Consider the following 18,045-nt stretch of genomic DNA (forward strand, 5'->3'; position numbering starts at 1 on the left):
GTCATCCACGGACATCTCGCCGGGCATCGAGAACCACAGATCCAGCGCATCCTGCTTGGCCCTCTTGTCGTACATTCGAACTCCCTTCCGGACACCTGGGTGTCCAACTTGGAGTCCGCACCCCCTTAGAGCCAATTCACATCACTCTACCCCGCAGTGGTTTTGAGATTGATATACGTATTAAGATATTTTTTTAAATACTTTAGCATATACAGTCGTTCAGATTACAGATTTATGCGAGCGCCAGCTCCGCAAACGTCTAACAACTCAAAATTTTTGCCTCAAACCAAACCAGACATTGTCTCAGGTATGACAAATGAACAAACTCATGGCGTTAGTGCATTTGGTTCAGCCCCGCATCTCGGCCTTTCGCCTCGGCCGCCCACTTCGCCCCACCTCCTCACACGCACTTGCGCAGTTCGCTGCGAAGCCTCATATGGCGATCGAGTTGCTTTCCGTTGAGCCGCTTGAAATCACAGCCAGCTGCGCGAAATGCATGCAGAATTGTCTCTTGGAATTCGAAAACATTCTCAAGCTGACTCGCCGTGATTGATCTTATCTCCAATCCCTGAGCAGCCAGCGCGCTCCTGCGACGCGAATCACGGGAAAGGCGAGAGCTGCTCCCATGGAACTGCGAGCTATCGTATTCAAGTGCCACGCCGCGCTCGGGCCATAGCACATCGCATACCAACGACGAGCCATGAGCGATACGCTCCGGCTCTCGCCTCAACTTGATCGGCTCATTAAGACGCGCACCCCTCATGCCGAATCCGCCGTAATTACGCGGCGCAGTCGCTATGATCGCCAAGGACGTCTCAGCTGGCGAAGCCGACTTTGCCAGAACGTATCGCGCAGCCGTCTTCGCCGGCGCCGACCCCTTGAAGCCACGCAAATGGCTGCAGAAGGCAACCAGCCGATTCGGCGAGCAGAGCGGATGTCGCACAAGATACTCGCTGGCCTCGACAGGATAGCAACCGCATAGCTCATAGCCCAATGACAGAAGCGCGCCAAAGGGAAGCAACGATGCCATCTGGGCAAAAACGAGTTCCGGAGCACAAACGTACACACCCCGCGCGATTTTAAGGAAAGACCCTTTCGGATATGTTGCCGAGCTGTGGTGATACGTCAACCCGTCCGCAGTACGCACCCCGGGCTTGCGATGCCCGAGCACATGGAGAACTTTTCCGGCGCCACTCGAACTATCAGCGAGTCCAGGCTCTTTCGAGCGCTTCGACGAATGCGTCTCCGACAAGACAACGCGACAAGCGCCAAGCAGCTCAGTGAGTTCTTCCGGCACACCATCCTCTAGCGCACCATCAATAATTTCGACAACGGTGCGTTTTGCTGAGGACGAATCCACCAGAACGGCCGATGACGGAAAGATCCGAAAAGGCAGATCATCGGTCTGTATCGTCTTACGACAATGGAAAAGATGCAAGGCAATGCCATTGCGAGCGGACCACAACCTCCAGAATTCCAAAGCAGTCTCATGACTTAAGCAGATGCACCGCATTTCCCCTCCTTTACTTAATAATGTATTACTGTATGCTATATCACAATCGAGCGAAATACACCAGAGGGAAATTCGTCTGCGAAAGATGCGGTAATCGAGCAATTGGTCGCAGAAGCAAACTCGGGACAAGAACAAGCGGAGGCCCACTCCGTCTGGGATCAAAGCACGCAAGGGCAAGCGGAGGGCCATTCCGTCCGAGCGCAAAGGACACTAGGGCAAGTGCGATCCCGTTCCGTCCGGGATCAAAGCATTTCAATCAGCGAACTAAAATGGCGCAAGATTTTCGAGTTGTTAGAGTTTCGCAGACAGCAGCCCCACCCCCCTACGATGTCTCGTTTTCCACATCACATCTCTGACCTGGGGCTATTCACCATATTCGGATACATTGACGAACGTCATGGCGACCTACCTCGGCATAGCGCCGAACAAAAGTCTAACAACTCGAAATTACCGTCCGAGAATTTGGCGGGAGTTGGCAGGAGCAAGACCGCCAGAGGCAAAATAGTCAACAGCGGGACCGGGGCAGCCCGGGCGCGGGCTGCAGGCAGATAGGCCAGAAGGATCCGGGCGCAAGCTGCAGGCAGGAGAAACCGGGGCAGCCCGGGCGCAAGCTGCAGGCAGGAGAAACCGGGGCAGCCCGGGCGCAAGCTGCAGGCAGAGGGGGCCAGGCAAGGCCAAACGCAAGCTGCAGACAAGTGCGAAGTAGCCCGGACAGAACCACGGAAAAACGGGGAGGGCCCGCCATAGCAGGTCCTCCCCGAAAGTACGTCAACAAAGACGAAGCATCCTGCGAGACCCAAGCATCATGGCGGCCCCTCTCCCGACGAGACATCGCCGCCCACCAATGTGAGACCCACAAGGCCCGGGCATCGCGGCAACCCCTCCCGAAACATGATGGCGGAGACTTCGGCCCATGCAAGCGAGCAGCCCGTAACGCCCCAGTAAATGCCGCGGAGAGACTAGTACTCCTCCAGATCGGCGGGGTTCACGCGGCCGCGGAAGGTGCGGTAGATGACCACGTGGTACACGAGAACGAGCGGAAGCCCGATGCACAGGATGATAGTCATCCAGGTGAGCGACAGCTCCGACGATGCGGCGTTGGCCAAAGTGATGGCCGGCCCCACGGAATCGGCCGTGGCGTTCACGAGCACGGGGAACATGGAGCAGGCCAGAAGCGCCACGAGCGCGATCATGGACGCGGACTGGGCCAGAAACGCCTTCAGGTCGTCCCCGGACGTCTTGCCCACGACGAGCGAGGCCAACAGCCCCACCACCACAAGCGCCGCGAACAGCCACCGCAGGATGCCCAGGTTCGGATCCATCTCGGGCCCGACAAGGACGAGGGCGTACACGGACACCACGGCGAACAGCGCAAGCGCAATCACCTGCAGGGGCAGGCGCAGACGAGCGGCGCGGGCCTGAAGGCAAGAGGGCAGCGGCGCCTTCAGCGCGGCCCAGCAGGAGCCGGCGGCCAGAAACATCGCCAGCCCCAAAAGCCCCGTCAGCAGCGTGAAAGGCGTGATGAGGCCGATCAGGGGCACGCCGGCGTAATCGCCCGCGGCGTCCATGGGGATGCCGGCGAAGATGTTGCCCACCGCCACGCCGAGCAGCAGCGCCGGAAGCAGCGAGCCCACAAAGAAGCACGCGTCCCAGAGCTTTCCCCAGGACGGATCGCCGGCACGGAACTCGAAGGACACGGCACGCACGATAAGGCCGAACAGCACCAGCATGACGGCCAGGTAGAACCCGGAGAACGTCGTGGCATAGGCGTCCGGGAAGGCGGCGAACAGCGCGCCGCCCGCCGTGAGCAGCCACACCTCGTTGCCGTCCCACACAGGCCCTATGGCCCGGCGCAGCACCGCGCGCTCCTCGTCGTTTTTGGCGATGAAGGGCGACAGCACGCCGATACCCAAGTCGAACCCGTCAAGCACGAAATAGCCCGCGATAAGCACGAAGATGAGGAAGAACCACAGCACGCTTAAGAACTCCATCATGGCTACTCACCTTCCTTCTTGCTATCGCCCGCGGCGGCGACGGCCTCCGCAACGACGACATCGCCCTCGGCGTCGGCGGCGACCACGGCCACTGCAGCCGCATCGGCGGCAGCAGCGCCCTCGGCAACCGGCCCTTCCTTGATGAAGCGGCCGATGACCCGCGCCCACCCGATGAGCAGCACCAGATACACGAGCACGAACAGGCCCAGCGTCAGCCACAGCTCCGGCGCCGACACCGACATTGAGATGCCGTCGGCCGTCAGCAGCGACACGCCGTCGGGGCCCGTGACCGACGGGTACACCACCCAGGGCTGGCGCCCCACCTCGGCGGTGATCCAACCCGTCTGAATGGCGATGAACGGCCAGATAGGCGACAGCACCGCCGCCCACTGCAGCCAGCGCATCTTCGCGATGCGGCCGCCCTTGAAGGTGAACACGAGCACGAGAATGCTCGTCAGCATGATGAGCCCGTACATGGCCACCATGAGGTGGTAGCTCTGGAACACGAGCCCCACGGGCATGTCCTCCACCACCATGTCGCCGTACTCCTCGGTCTGGGCGAGCTCGTTTAAGCCCGGATACTCCGTCTCGAAGTTGCCCGTGGCCAGAAAGCTCGTACCGCCGGGAATGGCGAAGGGAGCGATGACCTCCTGGTTGTCCTCATCCACAATGCCCACGGCGTACAGCGGGGGCACCTCGGAATCGTACATGCCCTCCATCATGGCGAGCTTGGTGGGCTGCTCGTTCCACACCACCACGGCCGAAGAGTGGGCGAACACGATCATGGCGCAGGAGGTCACGATGCCCACCACGGCGGCGATGCGCATGGTCTTCATGGCGAACTCGGCGTTGCGGCCCTTGAGCATATACCAGCCGGCCACAGCCATGGCCACGAACGCGCCCATGATGAGCAGTGCGTCCACGGTATGGGTGTAGCGGGCGAAGATGGACGGGTTGAAGGCCGCCGAGAAGAAGTCGGTGATGACGGCCTCGGTGCCGTCGGCGTTAAGCTCCGCGCCGGCCGGCGTCTGCATCCAGGAGTTCGCGATGAGGATCCACAGCGCCGATAGGCACGACCCGGCCCACACGAGCCACGAGGACACCATGTAGAACTTCGGGCTCACCCGCTCGCGCCCGAACAGGAGCACACCCAGAAAAATCGACTCCAGGAAAAAGGCGAACAGCGCCTCAGCGGCCAAGGGAGCTCCGAAGATGTCGCCCACGAACCGCGAGTAGTTCGCCCAGTTGGTGCCGAAGGAGAACTCCATGGTGATGCCCGTGGCCACTCCGATGGCGAAAGTCGCGGTGAACACCTTCACCCAGAATTTCGTCGCCGCAGCGTCCTCAGGTTTGCGCGAGCGGTAATAGCGGGTCTCGTTGATGGCCAGAATGAGCCCGAGTCCGATGGACAGCGGCACGAACAGGAAGTGGTACGCCACCGTCAGCGCGAACTGAATGCGCGAGAGCACCGCCACATCAGCGAAAGCCTCCATTGCACACCCCCTTTCTCTGCGCGCCCGCGGCCGAGATGCGGCCGCCCCTGGGCGCAATCGAATACGTTCCCATCCCTAAGCGGAACGGTCAGGTTCCATGGTACTCCTTCTTTGCGGAAGGCAGCGTGTCAACCTGGTGTCACTTCCTGCCCGTTTCGCCGCCTCGCCTGCCTCACCCCTAGGCGAAAGACAACTCGCCTTCCAACAGCTGCCGGTAGAGCGCGGCCAGCGCCGGCGAGGGATCGAGTCCCAGCGTTCGCGACAGGCGGTCGCGGCAGGCGAAGAACGTCTGCACGGCGGCCGAGCGCTGATCGGTGGCCATCTGCGCGCGCATGAGGGCCGCTGCCGCGTCCTCGCGCCCCGCATCGCGCTGAAAGGCCTCCCGAGCGAGCCACAGCGCCCCCTGGAGCTCACCCCGGACAAGAAGACGCCGCGAAGCTGCCACCAGGCCGTCCACGAACTCCGCGTCGAGGCGATCGCGGAAGACGACGATGGCCTCGCACTTGCGCTCGGTGGGCAGAAGCACGCTGCCGAAGGAGCCCTGGATCGTCGCTATGGCCCTCTCCCAGGCCATATCGTCGGCAGGGCCGAACAGAAGGCAGCGAATCAGCTCCTCGAACTCGTCTAAGTCGCTCTCGAACAAATCGGGATCGAGCCGGCAGCCATAGCGGCTGCGGATGAGGTAGGGGCACGACCCCTGCTGGGAAAGGAGGGATCGCAGATCTCCCCACACGCGGTAGAAGCTCTTCGCCCCCGTGCGCTTGTCGGCGGCCGGCCACAACATGGAGACGATCTGGTCGCGTCCCAGCTCGCGCCCGCGGTGCAGGGCGAGCAGCGCCAGCAGAAGACGGGTCTTCGGGCGGCCCTCGAACTGATAGGTGATGTCGCGGCGCCCCAAAGCGACTTCCATGGTGCCGAACAGCTTCAGGCGCAGCGGCTCCACGGACATCTCGGGCGCGACGGCCATCGCCGTCCGGGGCGCACTGGGCACCGGCAAACTGCGCCCGCGCTCGGGAGCCTCGACGACAGGGGCTCCAGAAGACTTCTCGCGGCGCGAGCGGGCCGCCCCCTTCTCGACGTGAGCCGCAAATAATGCGGCGGCCACAGGGGCAGAAAGCCGCGGCAGGCCGAGGCCTTCGAGCACCTCCCCTGCCCGCTCCAGTGCAGCGGCCGCCCGGTAGGCTCCGAAGCCGAGGCTCCAGCCGCGCTCCACGAGTGCGTCCAGGGCGCGATGGCTGCAAGCAACGAGCCGCACCAGCTCGGGTCGGCCGGCAATGGCCGTATCGGCGCCGGCGCCCAGCGCTCCGGTCGCCTCCAGGCCCTCCAGCGCCGCCGCGGCGCCGAGCAGCCTGCGCTCCACGTCGATGCGCGAGCCGCCTCCCCAGTCCAGCGCTTCGCCGACCTGGGACGCCCAGACCGCCAGGACGTCGCCGCCACGGCCCAGCGCCAGCACTCCATGCGCCACCACGACCAGCTCGGCCAGACCGTCCTCCCGCTCGACTCCCCCGGCGCCATCCAGTTCAGCCAGGCAGGAGGCGACCGTCTCCTCCATGGCCCGGCGCGTGGCCGCGTTGCCCACCTCCCAGGCCGCCAACGCCGCAGAGAGAACCGTTCGCGGCGTGCTCCTCTCCGAGACAAGGCTGCGCTGGGCGAACTGAACGGCCCGCGCGCGATCGCCCCGCTGCGCCCAGGCCCAGGCGATCATGGCGTTGATATCCGCCCGGGCTGCCATTTGGGTGCGGGTCGCCGATTCGTAGAGCTCGCACACCTCGACGGCCGCGCCGCCCCACAGGGCCGCCCAGCCGTTCGCCGCCAGCCACCGGCCGTGGGCCCGCCGGCGCGCCAGCAGCGTCATCGCGCTCACGGCGCGCCCGCATTCCCCGCGCTCCATCAAGCGCTCCGCCAAAACCTCTATCGCCTCCTCCCTGCCGGCGAACCCGCAGGTCTCGGCGAGCGCCTGAAGACGCGCCCGCCCGTGATCCCTCACCTCCCCAAGGGATACGGAAAGTGCGGCGAAGCTCTCTTCGCCTGCGGAAATGCCCACAAGAGGGCAGCGCGCGGCGAGAGCATCCCAGGCCTTCTCGGCCCGGCGAGCCCCGAGCAGCGCTCGCACGTCGTCTATCGTGCCCCTTCCGAGCACCGTCATGGCCCACAGGGCAAGCTCCTCTTCCGGAGTGCATCCCGCCCGACTCGCGCCGAGCACCAGCTGGATCGGCGTCGCAGACCCCCATCGCAGGGCGGCAATGCGCTCGGCCAACCCCAAGGGGCGCCGATCCGTCACCCCTTCGGGCTCCTCCTCCAAATCCTCCCGCGCTACCAGCATCTCCGCGGCCTCGATGACGACGCGCCTGCCGAACAGCTCCATCGGCGCATCGGCCCGCGTTGTCGTGGCAATCACCTCGCAGCTTGCATCCGCCAAGCGCTCCACGACCTCCGCAAAGGCCTCGGCGCGATCATCGGTAAGGAGCGGAAGATCGGCCACCACCATCAGCGCGGCGTGCTCGTCGGCTTCAAGCACCGCCTCGGCCAGCACCCCCGCATCCAAATCCCGCAGGAAGCAGGGCGACGAGCCGCGCAGCCAGAATACGTGTTCGAACTGGAACATCACGGATGCGTACTCAAATGCGAGCGTCGCCTTGCCGAACCCCGGCGGCGCGACGACAAGGCGCAGGGCGCCGCGATCCTCGAGGAGCCGCGACAGAAGGCGCGGTCGGCTCCTCAGACGGTCGGGAACCACTCCGTGGGGGCGCCTCCCCTCGCAAGCGCTCTGCTGGATGAAACGGGTCATGGGCATCTCCTTCTTCTTTCGGCCCTCGCTAACAACAGGTCGCACCTTACGAGGCCCCGACTGTCCGGGCAACCAGCAAGGAACATAAGACCGCCGATCCCCTTCCATTGCCGCCCAGACAAACCGCCTGCAACATGCAGGCAGCCTCGCAAAAGGCACCCGCAAGCACAAGGAACGCGCGAGGAAGGCCCGTGGCAGGCGTCTCCAGTCATCTGCGGAAAAGCTTCAGCGCCATTCGCGCTCCGTGCAAGCGACAAGCAGTCGAACGGCACCCGCGCGACGGGCCCTCGCCTTCCTCTCGTGCCACCGGCAGAAAGCCGCCAGCGCCCATTGCCGCCCCAGGAGGGACGGCGCCGACAAGAAATCGGGACGCCGCCACGGTTTCTCCACGGTTCGCGCGAGAGCATTCCCGCGAAACCGTGGGGGTCGGCGCGGGCGTCAGGCGAGAGCACTTCCGCGAAACCGCAGCGGTCGACGCGGGTATAAGAAAAGACCCCTCCGCGTTGCGGAAGGGTCCCTCTTCTTGGGACGCGCGCCTCGCGCCCCTTGCCTTTCTTCGCGCTGCCGCGCCGGCCCAATCGCCCGTCGGACGCCCTCGGAGCTTTAAGCCTCCTCGCCCTGGGCCGCTTCGCGGCCGAGCAGCTTGGCGATGCGATCGGAGTACTGCAGGTTCTCAAGCCCCGCCTCGGCGGCCAGGTCGATCACCGGCGCGTCGTTCCACAGCGCCTCGAGGCGGTAGTACTCGCGGGTCTCGGGCATGAACACATGCACGACGATGTTGCCGTAATCCAGAAGCGACCAGCTTCCGTCGGCGGACATCTCGCGGTGGGTGGGCTTGATGGACGCCTCCTCGCGCAGCTTGTCCTCGATCTCGTCGATGATGGCGTCCACCTGGCGGGAGTTGGCGGCCGTGGCGATGACGAAGTAGTCGGTCACGCCGATAAGGTCGCGCACTTCCTGCACCATGATATCGGTGGCCTTCTTCTCATCGGCAGCCTTGGCGGCGATGAGCGCGCACTTCCGCGAGAAGGCGGCCTGCTGCTCTACAGCATCGGTCATAGCTATCCTCACTTTCGGGAACATCAGATTTTGCTTGCATACCTTAGCACAAGTCTCTCCGGGGAGAGCTCCGGAAGGGGCGCGCGGAGCCCGGTTCGCTTTTCTCTCCCTGCGAACACAGTTAAGGGAAATAGCGAAGATGACGCACATAAGTCGGTACCATCCCAACATTGCTGCTGCTGAAGTGGAAGCTATTTCTTTAATAACTGTGTTCTCCGGGAGCGCTCAGAGGTCTCCGCGCGCCCCTTCCGGAGCTCTCCCCTACGTTGCCTTCACTGAGCTAAGGTCTCCCGTAAGGTACCGGGTCGGGGTTGGCCTCGGCGCGGTAGACCTCCTGCTCGGGCATGTAGGAGTTCCATATCTCGGTGGTCTTGGAGTACATAGGGTGGCGCCGCTCCATGATGAGCTGGACCCAGTAGGCGTACACCTCCAGGAACAGATCGCGCAGCTCAAGCTCCCCGACCTTCTCGCGCAGCTTCTGCACCATCTTTCCCTTGCGCCCCGGCTCCAGGGCATCGGCGATATAGACGATCATGTCCAAATCGCTCATGTCCACCGCGCCCAAGGTGTGGCGCTCGACGGCGGCGAGTACCTCAGGCGGCAGCTCCGGGAAGGCGCGGCCCAGGGCCACGGCGGCCGTGAGGCCGTGCAGGACTCGGGGCATGGCGGAAAGCTCGGCGTCCAGTTCCATCCCCAGCTCGTCGGCCCGTGCGAGGATGCCGGGGTCATCGTAGCCCTTGTCCCAGTCGTGCAGAAGGCCGGCCACCCGGGCCGCGGTCTTATCGGCCCCGTAGACGCAAGCCAACGCCTCGGCCGTCTCCGACACGCCGAGGCTGTGCTTGAAACGACGCGGGCCCACCCGCTTCTCCAGCTCGTCTCGGCGCTCCTTGTAGAATTCCTCGCTACGCCAATCGGCCATGGTCGGCTTCCTTTCGGTACAGCTGCTCTTCCTCGATGATCTCGCGAACCGCCTCGGGCACGAGGTAGCGGATGGTTCGTCCCTCGGCCACGCGCTGGCGCAGCTCGCTGGAGGAAATGTCGATGCCCGGCACGACGAAGGGTCGGACATCGAACCTACGCTCGCGCAGGACGCGCAGAGCCTCCTCCCCCAGCTCGAAGCCGGGGCGCGTGGCGGCCGCGAACATCGCGAGGCGGCCCAGCTCGGCGCTCTCGTGCCACCGCGGCAGCGTGAGAGCCGCGTCGGCGCCGACGATGAAGACGAGCTCCACCCCCGGCAGCTCCTCGCGCAGCTCGCGCAACGTGTCCACAGCGTAGGTGATGCCGGGGCGCTCCACCTCCAGGGCGCTCACGGCGAAGGCGGGGTTGCCGGCCACGGCGGCGGCCACCATGGCCAGCCGCACCTTGCCGGGGGTCACGGGACGATCCTGCTTGAAGGCGGGACGGCCCGTGGGCACGAACAGCACCGCATCGAGGCCAAAAGCCTCGAGGGCCTCCTCGGCACAGGCGAGATGCCCCAGGTGAGGAGGGTCGAAGGTGCCCCCCATGATACCCAGCCGCGCGAGCGTGCCCGCCCGCGCCCGCTGCGCCAGCGCGTCCACGGCACCGTCCATCGCCCTTAGGCCCTCACCTGGCCCGCGCCGCGCAGCACATACTTGTAAGAGGTGAGCGCGTCGGCGGCAAAGGGCCCCCGCGCATGGATCTTCTGGGTGGAGATGCCGATCTCGGCGCCGAGGCCGAACTGGCCGCCGTCGGTGAAGGCCGTGGAGGCGTTGGCGTACACCGCCGCCGCGTCCACCTGAGCGAGGAAGGCGTCTTGGGCCGCCTCGTCGGAGGCGACGATGGCCTCGGAGTGCTTCGTGCCGTAGCGGTTCACGTGGTCGATGGCCTCTTGCAACCCTTCCACGCATTTCACCGCCAGCTCGGGCCCCAGATACTCGGTCTCCCAGTCGGCCTCGCCGGCGAGCACGACATCGGGCACGTCACCGGCCACGGAAAGCCCGGCCGCCTCGGCGATGGCGAGCACGCGCGCATCGCCGTGGACGAGCACACCGGCCTCCTTCATGTCCGCGAGAATGGACGGCAGCACCGCATCGGCCACCGCCGCGTCCACCAAGAGCGTCTCGGCAGCGTTGCACACACCAAAGCGGCGGCACTTCGCGTTCCTGATGATGGCGCGGGCCATCTCGGGGTCGGCGGAGGCGTGCACGTACACGTGGCAGTTGCCCGTGCCCGTCTCGATGACCGGTACTTTGGCATGCTCCACGCAATGGCGGATAAGGCCCGCGCCACCCCGGGGGATGAGCACGTCCACCAGGCCGTGCAGCCCCATGAGCACATCGGTGGCCGCCCGATCGGTGGTGGTCACCGCGCAGATGGAGCCCTCCGGCAGCCCCGCTTCCACGGCAGCCGCGGCCAGCACGTCGGCGATGACCTCGTTGGAGCGGGCCGCAAGGCTGCCGCCCCGCAGGATGCATGCGTTGCCGGACTTCACGCAGACCCCGGCGGCGTCGGCGGTCACGTTGGGCCGGGCCTCGTAGACCATGGCCACCACCCCGAGGGGCACCGACACGCGCCGAAGCTCGATGCCGTTGTAGAGGGTCGATTCCAGCGACACGACGCCGAGCGGATCGGGCAGCGCCGCCACCTCCTCCAGGGCGTCGGCCATGGCAAAGACGCGGGACTCGTCCAGCATGAGCCGGTCCAGCAGCGCCTCGGTGGTGCCGGCCGCGCGCGCCGCCTCCATGTCCTCGCCGTTGGCCTCAACGATGGCCGGCGCCTGCGCCCGCAGGGCCGCCGCCATGGCGTAAAGCGCCCCGTTGCGCTCCTCGGTCGTCGCCTGAGCCAACTTCGCGCTCGCCGCCTTTGCGAATTTCGCCAGTTCGCGCACTTCCTCTTCCAAAGTCATGGGCCTCTCCTATTCGAATAGAACCAGTTCGTCGCGATGGATGACGGGGCGGTCGGCCAGCACGGCCAGAATGGCGTTGCTCGCCACCTCCTCGCGGCTGCGCCCGCAGGCCAGCTTCAGAAGATCGCTCGCCGCCGCGGCACGGCCCCGCGCGAACACGTGCCCCGTCTCGTCGGCCACGTCCACGATGTCATCCAACCCGAAGTCGCCCTCCACGGAGCGAATGCCCACGGAAAGGAGCGACTTGCCGCGCATCACCAGAGCATCGCGGGCCCCTTCGTCCACGACGACGGTGCCGTGCACGGAGTCCCCGAGCGCGATCCACAGCTTCTTGGCCGTGATCTCGTGGGGGCGGTCCGGCGCCGTGAACAGCGTGCCGACCGCCTCTCCGGCAGCGGCCTGAACGATGCAGTCCGCGCGCCGCCCCTGGCAGATGACCATGGGAATGCCCGCGGCCATGAGCACCCGGGCCGCCTTGATCTTCGTGATCATGCCGCCGCTTCCCACGCCGGACACCGCGCCCCCGGCCGCAGCCAGGATGTCGCGGCCGACGCGATCCACGACGGGAATGAGCGTGGCCGCAGGATCGATCTGCGGGTTCGCCGTGTACAGCCCGTCGATATCCGAGAGGATCACCATGAGGTCGGCATCGATGAGGCAGGCCACGAGCGCCGCCAAGGTATCGTTGTCGCCGAAGCGGATCTGCTCGACGGACACCGTGTCGTTCTCGTTCACGACGGGCACCACGGACAGCTCCAACAGCCGCGTGAGCGTATCCCGCGCGTGCAGGTAGGCCGAGCGGTCCTTTGTGTCGCGACGCGTGAGCAGCACCACGCTCGTCAGCATGTCGCGCGCCCCGAAGGCCTCGGCGTAGGCCGTGGAAAGGGCGCTCTGCCCCACGGAGGCCGCCGCCTGCAGGCTCGGCATGTCGCCCGGTCGCTTGGCGATGCCCAGCGCCTCCAAGCCACAGGCGATAGCCGCCGACGTGACGATGACCACGTCCCACCCGGCCGCGCGAACCCGCGCCACCTGATCGGCCAGATCGTTCAGAAACCCGTAGTCGATGGAACTCTCGGAGGTGGTGAGGGTGGCCGAGCCGATCTTCACCACCAGGCGCTTGCGCCTGTGCGTCGCGTCATTCATCAGATATCCAACTCCTGGTAGACGTCCACGGCACCGGCCGTGGGAGATTCGAAAGCAAATGAGAAGCCGAGAATGCGCACTTCGTCCCCGTCGCGGGCGCCGGCCTTCTCGAGGGCCGTATCGACTCCCATGCGCTTGAAGCGGTGCTGGAAGAAGGCCACGGCCTCCTCGTTCTCCCAGTCGGTCTGCACCACCATGCGCTCCACCTGCACGCCGGAAACGCGCCAGGCGCCGGGGCCCTCGGAGATGATGTCGAAGCGCTTCTCGCGGGCCTCGCGGCGCAGCTCCCACACGTGGTCGTACTGCATGTCGGATGCCGCCTGCTCGCGGGCCGCCTCGCGCAGGGCGTGCACCTTGGTGGCGATGGCGGCCTTCAGCGAGTCTACACCGGCGCCCGTCAGCGCGCTTATGCGGTAGAGCTTCGGATCGATGGGGCTTTCCACGAACTCGTTGCCCCCGGCCGCGGCGATGGAGTCCTCGCGCACCCGGGCGGCCAGCGCCTCGCAGGCCTCCTCGGTGCCGGGCGCGTCGATCTTGTTGGCCACGACGATGCGGGGCCGCGCCGCCAGCTCGTCGGCGTACAGGGCCAACTCGTTCTTGATGATCTCGTAGTCCTCCAAAGGATCGCGGCCCTCCCAGTCGCCGGTCAAATCGACGACCTGCACGATGAGGGCCGTGCGCTCAATATGGCGCAGGAACTCGTGCCCCAGCCCGCGGCCCTCGGAGGCCCCTTCGATGAGCCCCGGGATATCGGCCACGACGAAGGAGAGATCGCCCGAGGTGGCCACGCCGAGGTTGGGAACGAGCGTGGTGAACGGGTAGTCGGCGATCTTCGGCCGCGCGGCGCTCATCTTCGCGATGAGCGAGCTTTTGCCCGCCGACGGCATGCCCACCAAGGCCGCGTCGGCCATGAGCTTCATTTCCAGCTCGATCCAGCGCTCCTCGGCCGGCTCGCCCAGCTCGGCGAAGGCCGGCGCGCGACGCGTGGAGGTGACGAAGTGGATGTTGCCGCGGCCGCCCATGCCGCCGCGCGCCACGGTGACCGACTCGCCGTCGTGGGTCAGATCGGCGATCATCTCGCCCACTTCCCCCTCTTCCTCGAAGTACTCGCGCACAACGGTGCCCACGGGCACCTTCAGCACGAGATCCTCGCCGGTGGCGCCGTGCATGCGGCTGCCGCGGCCGTGGGTGCCGCGCTCGGCCTTGAAGTGGTGCTTGAAGCGGTACTCGATGAGCGAGGAGACCGAGGCGTCGGCCACAACGATGACATTGCCGCCGTGACCGCCGTCGCCGCCGTCGGGGCCGCCCTTGGGCACATGGGCCTCGCGCCGGAACGACATGCACCCGGCACCCCCGTTTCCGCCCTTCACATTGATGCGTACTTTATCGATAAACATAGGAGCCTTTCGAAAGCTAGTATGGTGAGTAGATGATACAACAATGCCCCCTGAAACTTCAGAGGGCATTGGGTTACCGTTGATGTTACGCAGTCGTTGAGACTTAAAGCGTTTAGGCGGTCTGCTCGGCCGGGATGACGTGAATCTTGCGCTTCTGGCCGCGCGTGAACTTCAGCGTGCCATCGCACAGGGCGAACAGGGTGTCGTCCTTGCCGCGGCCCACGTTCTCACCGGGATGGAAGTGGGTGCCGCGCTGGCGGACGATGATGTTGCCGGTCTTCACAGCCTCGCCGGCGAACTTCTTCACGCCCAGTCGCTGCGCGTGGGAGTCGCGACCGTTACGGGTAGAGCCCAAGCCTTTCTTGTGTGCCATGAGAGATTCCTCCTTAACCCGTTACTCGGCCTTGGCCGTACCGACGGATTCGATCTTCACGCGGGTCAGGTTCTGACGATGACCGCGCAGCTTCTTGTAGTTCTTGCGCTTCTTGAACTTGAAGACCAGCGCCTTGTCGCCCTTGAACTGCTCGAGCACGGTGGCCACAACCTTGGTCTTGGCGGCCTTCTCGGGGTCGGCCTCCACCTTGTCGCCGTCCACCACGCAGATGGCCTCAAGTTCCACCTTGTCGCCAGGCTCGACGTTGAGCTTCTCGATGTTGATCTTGTCTCCGGGGGCGACTTTGTACTGCTTGCCGCCCGTTTTCACGATTGCGTACATGTAAGTTTCTCCTTGAATGTGACTAAACGCAAGGCGATATCTTACCCGACACCCCCGCGCGAGTCAATGATTTTCTCCCGCAAAAACCCGCCGTTCACCGAGCATCTACATATATAAGAGACGAGGAGGGCACTTCCCTGAGTTCGAGCCCGGAGAACAGGCAAGTCATCCATTTTCAAGACTGAAACTATACAATAGCATCTAGGTCATAGGTTGGCATGAGATAGGATGGCGCGATGGATTATCAACGAGAGCTTCTTGGAGGCAGTTCCTTCCTTGATCGTTACGAAGAGCAGCTAAGCTCGCTCTGTCGCAACCAGCGCTTCATTAACATGATTTCCTTGGCGTCAAAAGAAGCAGCAGAAAAGACGGGGTCAGATACAGGTAAGGCCGGAAAGAACATCATCTCCGACACTCTCTTTCGCGAGCGCGCTTATCTCCTGCTTCCGGAGTACGCCCATATCGTCGACGATGTTGCGCGAAGCGGCTATTCGAAAAAGTCTGCCGTTCTCTCGATCTACTACGCTGCCAAAATTCTGAATGCTTCCTCCTCTTGCGGAAGCTATTCGGCGTCACAGGCAAACGAATCGGCAGCCTGCCAGCAAGATTATCATGCTCAGAATTCGTCGAATGCGAACGCTCGACGAATTTGGGAGGAGATAGCTTTCATCATAGACAAGTATCGCAAAGACGGCGCCCCCGAACGCGAATTTCAGATCGAAATGGAGAACGCCTTCGAGAAATTGGGGTGGTCCCGAAGGCTTGGAGAGGTGATCGCCCAATACACTATCCCCGTAGGCTCAGCCCATTCAGTGCGCCCCGATCTCATCATCACCAAAGAAGGCACGCCGATCTTTGTCGTCGAGCTCAAAAAGCCGTCATCTGGAGCAACCCCGCGAAACGCCGATCAACTGTTCTCCTACATGCGCCTCCTCAAGCTCAATGTGGGCCTGCTGATCTCCGACGTCGTCCAACTCTACTATGATGACCCCTCGAATGCAGGCAATCCGCGCCTCGTCGAGAGCATCCCTGCAAGGAGCGACTGCGAAGAGGGGCCGCTCTTGTTCGATCTCCTTATGAAAGACGGCTTCGCTAAATCGAGCCTCAATGCTTATATCGCGGAAACTCTCTCGCAGCAAACCACCTTAACCCAGGTGCAGTACTTGAGGTCCCGGCTTCTTTCGGAGCAAGGGGCTACGCTGGTCAACGAGGCGCTTACTGATTTTTTCCATTCTGAGGCCGCCAAAGACGTCATTCACGACGCCCTCCGAATTTACCTCCAAAAGGAGTATCCCCAGGAGGTTGTCTCTCAAGCACTCGATGGTCTCGATATCAAATGGGAAAATCAACCTCGGTCGAACAATTCCCCGCTCGGCCAAACATCGGCTCGCGAGGAGCACACCAACAGAGAGTCATCTTACTCCCCCACAAAAGAACCCTCCCTCTTTCGAGGCAAAAAGGTCGGCCAAATTGCGAACGACCACCTGAGGGCCATGCTAGAGAGGGGAAACGTATCTCCTGAAGAAATCCAACTTATGGAAACCAGAGAATACAGTAAACGCGTTTTCGGAATCAACTACCCGTTGCTCGTTCCCACATCAAGCCCCCACGACCGCGCGCGATATTACGCTACCCCCCTTTTCATTAGGGGCATCGCCTACAAACTCTGCAACGATTGGCACGAATCGCCCGCGAATAACGATCGGCCTTATCTCGTGTCATGGCTCCAAAGCCACGCGCAGGACATATTCTCCTCGTGATTTTACATGGGGCGAGCTGCAACTTCCGGCTCGTTTTCCAGTAGATCTTCGACGAGATAGACGGGATCCATGTACTGGATGCCGTAGGCGCCCTCGTTAATCTGCTCGGCCAATCGGCTCGAGTAATAGATGCGGAGGGCTTCCTCGGCATCAATGTTGAGGCGTTCCGCCAAAAGCGTCACGATTTCCGTGTCCTGATTGCGCTTCAGCGTTTCTTCCAAAATATCCGGACTTATTGGCGCGTCAATCATTGCGTCACCTCATAGGCCTCTTCGAATACTAAGGTTCGATCCAAGAAGGGCTGAGATTTGAAACAGTACTGATCGTTGCGATCGTAGAAGCTCAGTTCCTCGATGGTGCGATCCAGCGTCCAGAGCCCTTTGTAATAGAGATCGACGGCCCGATACACCTGATCGTCAGCCACACCACCGGCAATTAGATCGAAACCCTCGTCCTGCGACTCGCCGCGACGGCACGAACAAACGAACTCCACCCACTCGCGATCATTTTGTTCGAAGACGAGAACGTTGCCGCTAACGTCCCCCTCTGTAAAATCGTAGACGTTTACCAGAGGCCTCCCACCTGCACGCATCGCCTTCCGGCGCGCCCACAACTCTGCTTGCTTCTTCACCGACGTCAGATAGAAACCCCGGCCGAAGTCGAGACGATCGCGGGATCGCGCAACATCGGGGCGATCGACCACGGTATTCGATCCATGAAAGAGCTTCATACCGCATAGCCCTTTTCGCGAGCGAAGGTCGTTATATCGTCGACAAGGTATTCTTTGCCAAGGCAATGCAGTGCGTCGTAGCAAGGAATGATATAGCCCTGCATGATCTCCGATTCCTGAAGCAGGCGGAAGGCATCAGGGACCGATATGCGCCATGCGTCAGCAAGAGCGTGCAGAAGGAACACGCTAAAGGCGATCTCGTCCCTCGTTTTCTCGCTCACGGCCCGCTCCTTTCGAAGAGATTTTCATCATAGCACAAGCATCAAACAACCCGCTATACGTAGTCTTTCAATACGCTGTCAGCTATCTGGAAAATGTGCTTTTTTGTTCAGGCCTCTGACCTGGGAAATCTGGAGTTATACCAGGTCAAACTAGGTGTTTCCTGAAAACAAAAAAGCACGTTTTCCAAATTTCGCGAGCCAAAATAGCACGTTTTCCGAAACGAGGAGAAGTCAAGCGGAGCAATCATGAACCACCCCTCAAAGGGGTGGTTTGCTCTGGGCCTATAAGGCCGAGGGGGGCCGGCAGCGTCTAAAGGCGCTGCCTCTCACTTCGTTCAAGCCGTACCGCCCTTGTCTCTCGCGGGC

At 63.2% G+C, this 18,045-nt stretch carries 16 protein-coding genes; 1 reads left to right on the forward strand and 15 read right to left on the reverse strand.

Annotation, left to right across the window (positions count from 1 at the left end; genetic code table 11):
- Positions 1–400 precede the first annotated feature (400 nt).
- From GO707_RS11465 to rplU, 12 genes are all read right to left on the reverse strand, one after another.
- On the reverse strand, positions 401–1,513 hold the full coding sequence (locus GO707_RS11465; protein WP_147272707.1) for a hypothetical protein: 1,113 nt from the start codon (positions 1,511–1,513) through the stop codon (positions 401–403).
- 959 nt (positions 1,514–2,472) lie between these two features.
- A complete protein-coding gene (cydB, locus tag GO707_RS11470; RefSeq protein ID WP_114540051.1) occupies positions 2,473–3,504 on the reverse strand; it encodes a cytochrome d ubiquinol oxidase subunit II in 1,032 nt (343 codons plus the stop codon).
- Positions 3,505–3,509: 5 nt separating this feature from the next.
- A complete protein-coding gene (locus GO707_RS11475) occupies positions 3,510–5,000 on the reverse strand; it encodes a cytochrome ubiquinol oxidase subunit I (protein WP_114540007.1) in 1,491 nt (496 codons plus the stop codon).
- Positions 5,001–5,178: 178 nt separating this feature from the next.
- Positions 5,179–7,788: a BTAD domain-containing putative transcriptional regulator gene (locus tag GO707_RS11480; protein WP_114540006.1), complete on the reverse strand. Its 2,610-nt coding sequence runs from the start codon at positions 7,786–7,788 to the stop codon at positions 5,179–5,181.
- Between the two features lie 603 nt (positions 7,789–8,391).
- Positions 8,392–8,847: a ribosome silencing factor gene (gene rsfS / locus GO707_RS11485; protein WP_114540005.1), complete on the reverse strand. Its 456-nt coding sequence runs from the start codon at positions 8,845–8,847 to the stop codon at positions 8,392–8,394.
- A 280-nt stretch (positions 8,848–9,127) separates the two neighbouring features.
- Positions 9,128–9,766: a bis(5'-nucleosyl)-tetraphosphatase (symmetrical) YqeK gene (yqeK, locus tag GO707_RS11490; RefSeq protein ID WP_114540004.1), complete on the reverse strand. Its 639-nt coding sequence runs from the start codon at positions 9,764–9,766 to the stop codon at positions 9,128–9,130.
- Complete coding sequence (gene nadD, locus GO707_RS11495; protein WP_114540003.1) at positions 9,750–10,418, reverse strand: nicotinate-nucleotide adenylyltransferase; 669 nt, start codon at positions 10,416–10,418, stop codon at positions 9,750–9,752. Before nadD ends, yqeK begins: the two co-directional genes overlap by 17 nt.
- Positions 10,419–10,423: 5 nt before the next feature.
- On the reverse strand, positions 10,424–11,713 hold the full coding sequence (locus tag GO707_RS11500) for a glutamate-5-semialdehyde dehydrogenase (protein ID WP_114540002.1): 1,290 nt from the start codon (positions 11,711–11,713) through the stop codon (positions 10,424–10,426).
- 9 nt (positions 11,714–11,722) lie between these two features.
- Positions 11,723–12,856: a glutamate 5-kinase gene (gene proB, locus GO707_RS11505; protein WP_114540001.1), complete on the reverse strand. Its 1,134-nt coding sequence runs from the start codon at positions 12,854–12,856 to the stop codon at positions 11,723–11,725.
- Complete coding sequence (obgE, locus tag GO707_RS11510; protein WP_114540000.1) at positions 12,856–14,253, reverse strand: GTPase ObgE; 1,398 nt, start codon at positions 14,251–14,253, stop codon at positions 12,856–12,858. The genes proB and obgE overlap by 1 nt, the downstream gene beginning before the upstream one ends.
- 112 nt (positions 14,254–14,365) lie before the next feature.
- Positions 14,366–14,626 carry a 50S ribosomal protein L27 gene (rpmA, locus tag GO707_RS11515; RefSeq protein WP_022740161.1) on the reverse strand — a complete coding sequence of 87 codons (261 nt, stop codon included), beginning with the start codon at positions 14,624–14,626 and terminating at the stop codon, positions 14,366–14,368.
- 21 nt (positions 14,627–14,647) lie between these two features.
- Positions 14,648–14,968, reverse strand: a complete 321-nt coding sequence (rplU, locus tag GO707_RS11520; RefSeq protein ID WP_022740162.1) for a 50S ribosomal protein L21 — start codon at positions 14,966–14,968, stop codon at positions 14,648–14,650.
- Between the two features lie 236 nt (positions 14,969–15,204).
- Between rplU and GO707_RS11525 the strand changes: the two genes are divergently transcribed.
- The gene (locus GO707_RS11525; protein ID WP_114539999.1) at positions 15,205–16,728 is read left to right on the forward strand and encodes a type I restriction endonuclease; all 1,524 of its coding nucleotides are present in this window, start codon (positions 15,205–15,207) and stop codon (positions 16,726–16,728) included.
- Between the two features lie 2 nt (positions 16,729–16,730).
- Here the strand turns inward: GO707_RS11525 and GO707_RS11530 are convergent, their stop codons facing one another.
- The 3 genes from GO707_RS11530 to GO707_RS11540 are packed head-to-tail and all read right to left on the reverse strand — an operon-like array spanning position 16,731 to position 17,679.
- Positions 16,731–16,979: a hypothetical protein gene (locus GO707_RS11530; protein WP_114539998.1), complete on the reverse strand. Its 249-nt coding sequence runs from the start codon at positions 16,977–16,979 to the stop codon at positions 16,731–16,733.
- The gene (locus GO707_RS11535) at positions 16,976–17,458 is read right to left on the reverse strand and encodes a DUF3990 domain-containing protein (RefSeq protein WP_114539997.1); all 483 of its coding nucleotides are present in this window, start codon (positions 17,456–17,458) and stop codon (positions 16,976–16,978) included. The genes GO707_RS11530 and GO707_RS11535 overlap by 4 nt, the downstream gene beginning before the upstream one ends.
- Positions 17,455–17,679, reverse strand: coding sequence for a DUF3791 domain-containing protein (locus GO707_RS11540; protein ID WP_114539996.1), 225 nt, complete (start codon positions 17,677–17,679; stop codon positions 17,455–17,457). Before GO707_RS11540 ends, GO707_RS11535 begins: the two co-directional genes overlap by 4 nt.
- Between the last annotated feature and the right edge of the window lie 366 nt (positions 17,680–18,045).

This window comes from Adlercreutzia rubneri (genome assembly GCF_009755265.1).
GTDB classification, from domain to species: domain Bacteria; phylum Actinomycetota; class Coriobacteriia; order Coriobacteriales; family Eggerthellaceae; genus Adlercreutzia; species Adlercreutzia rubneri.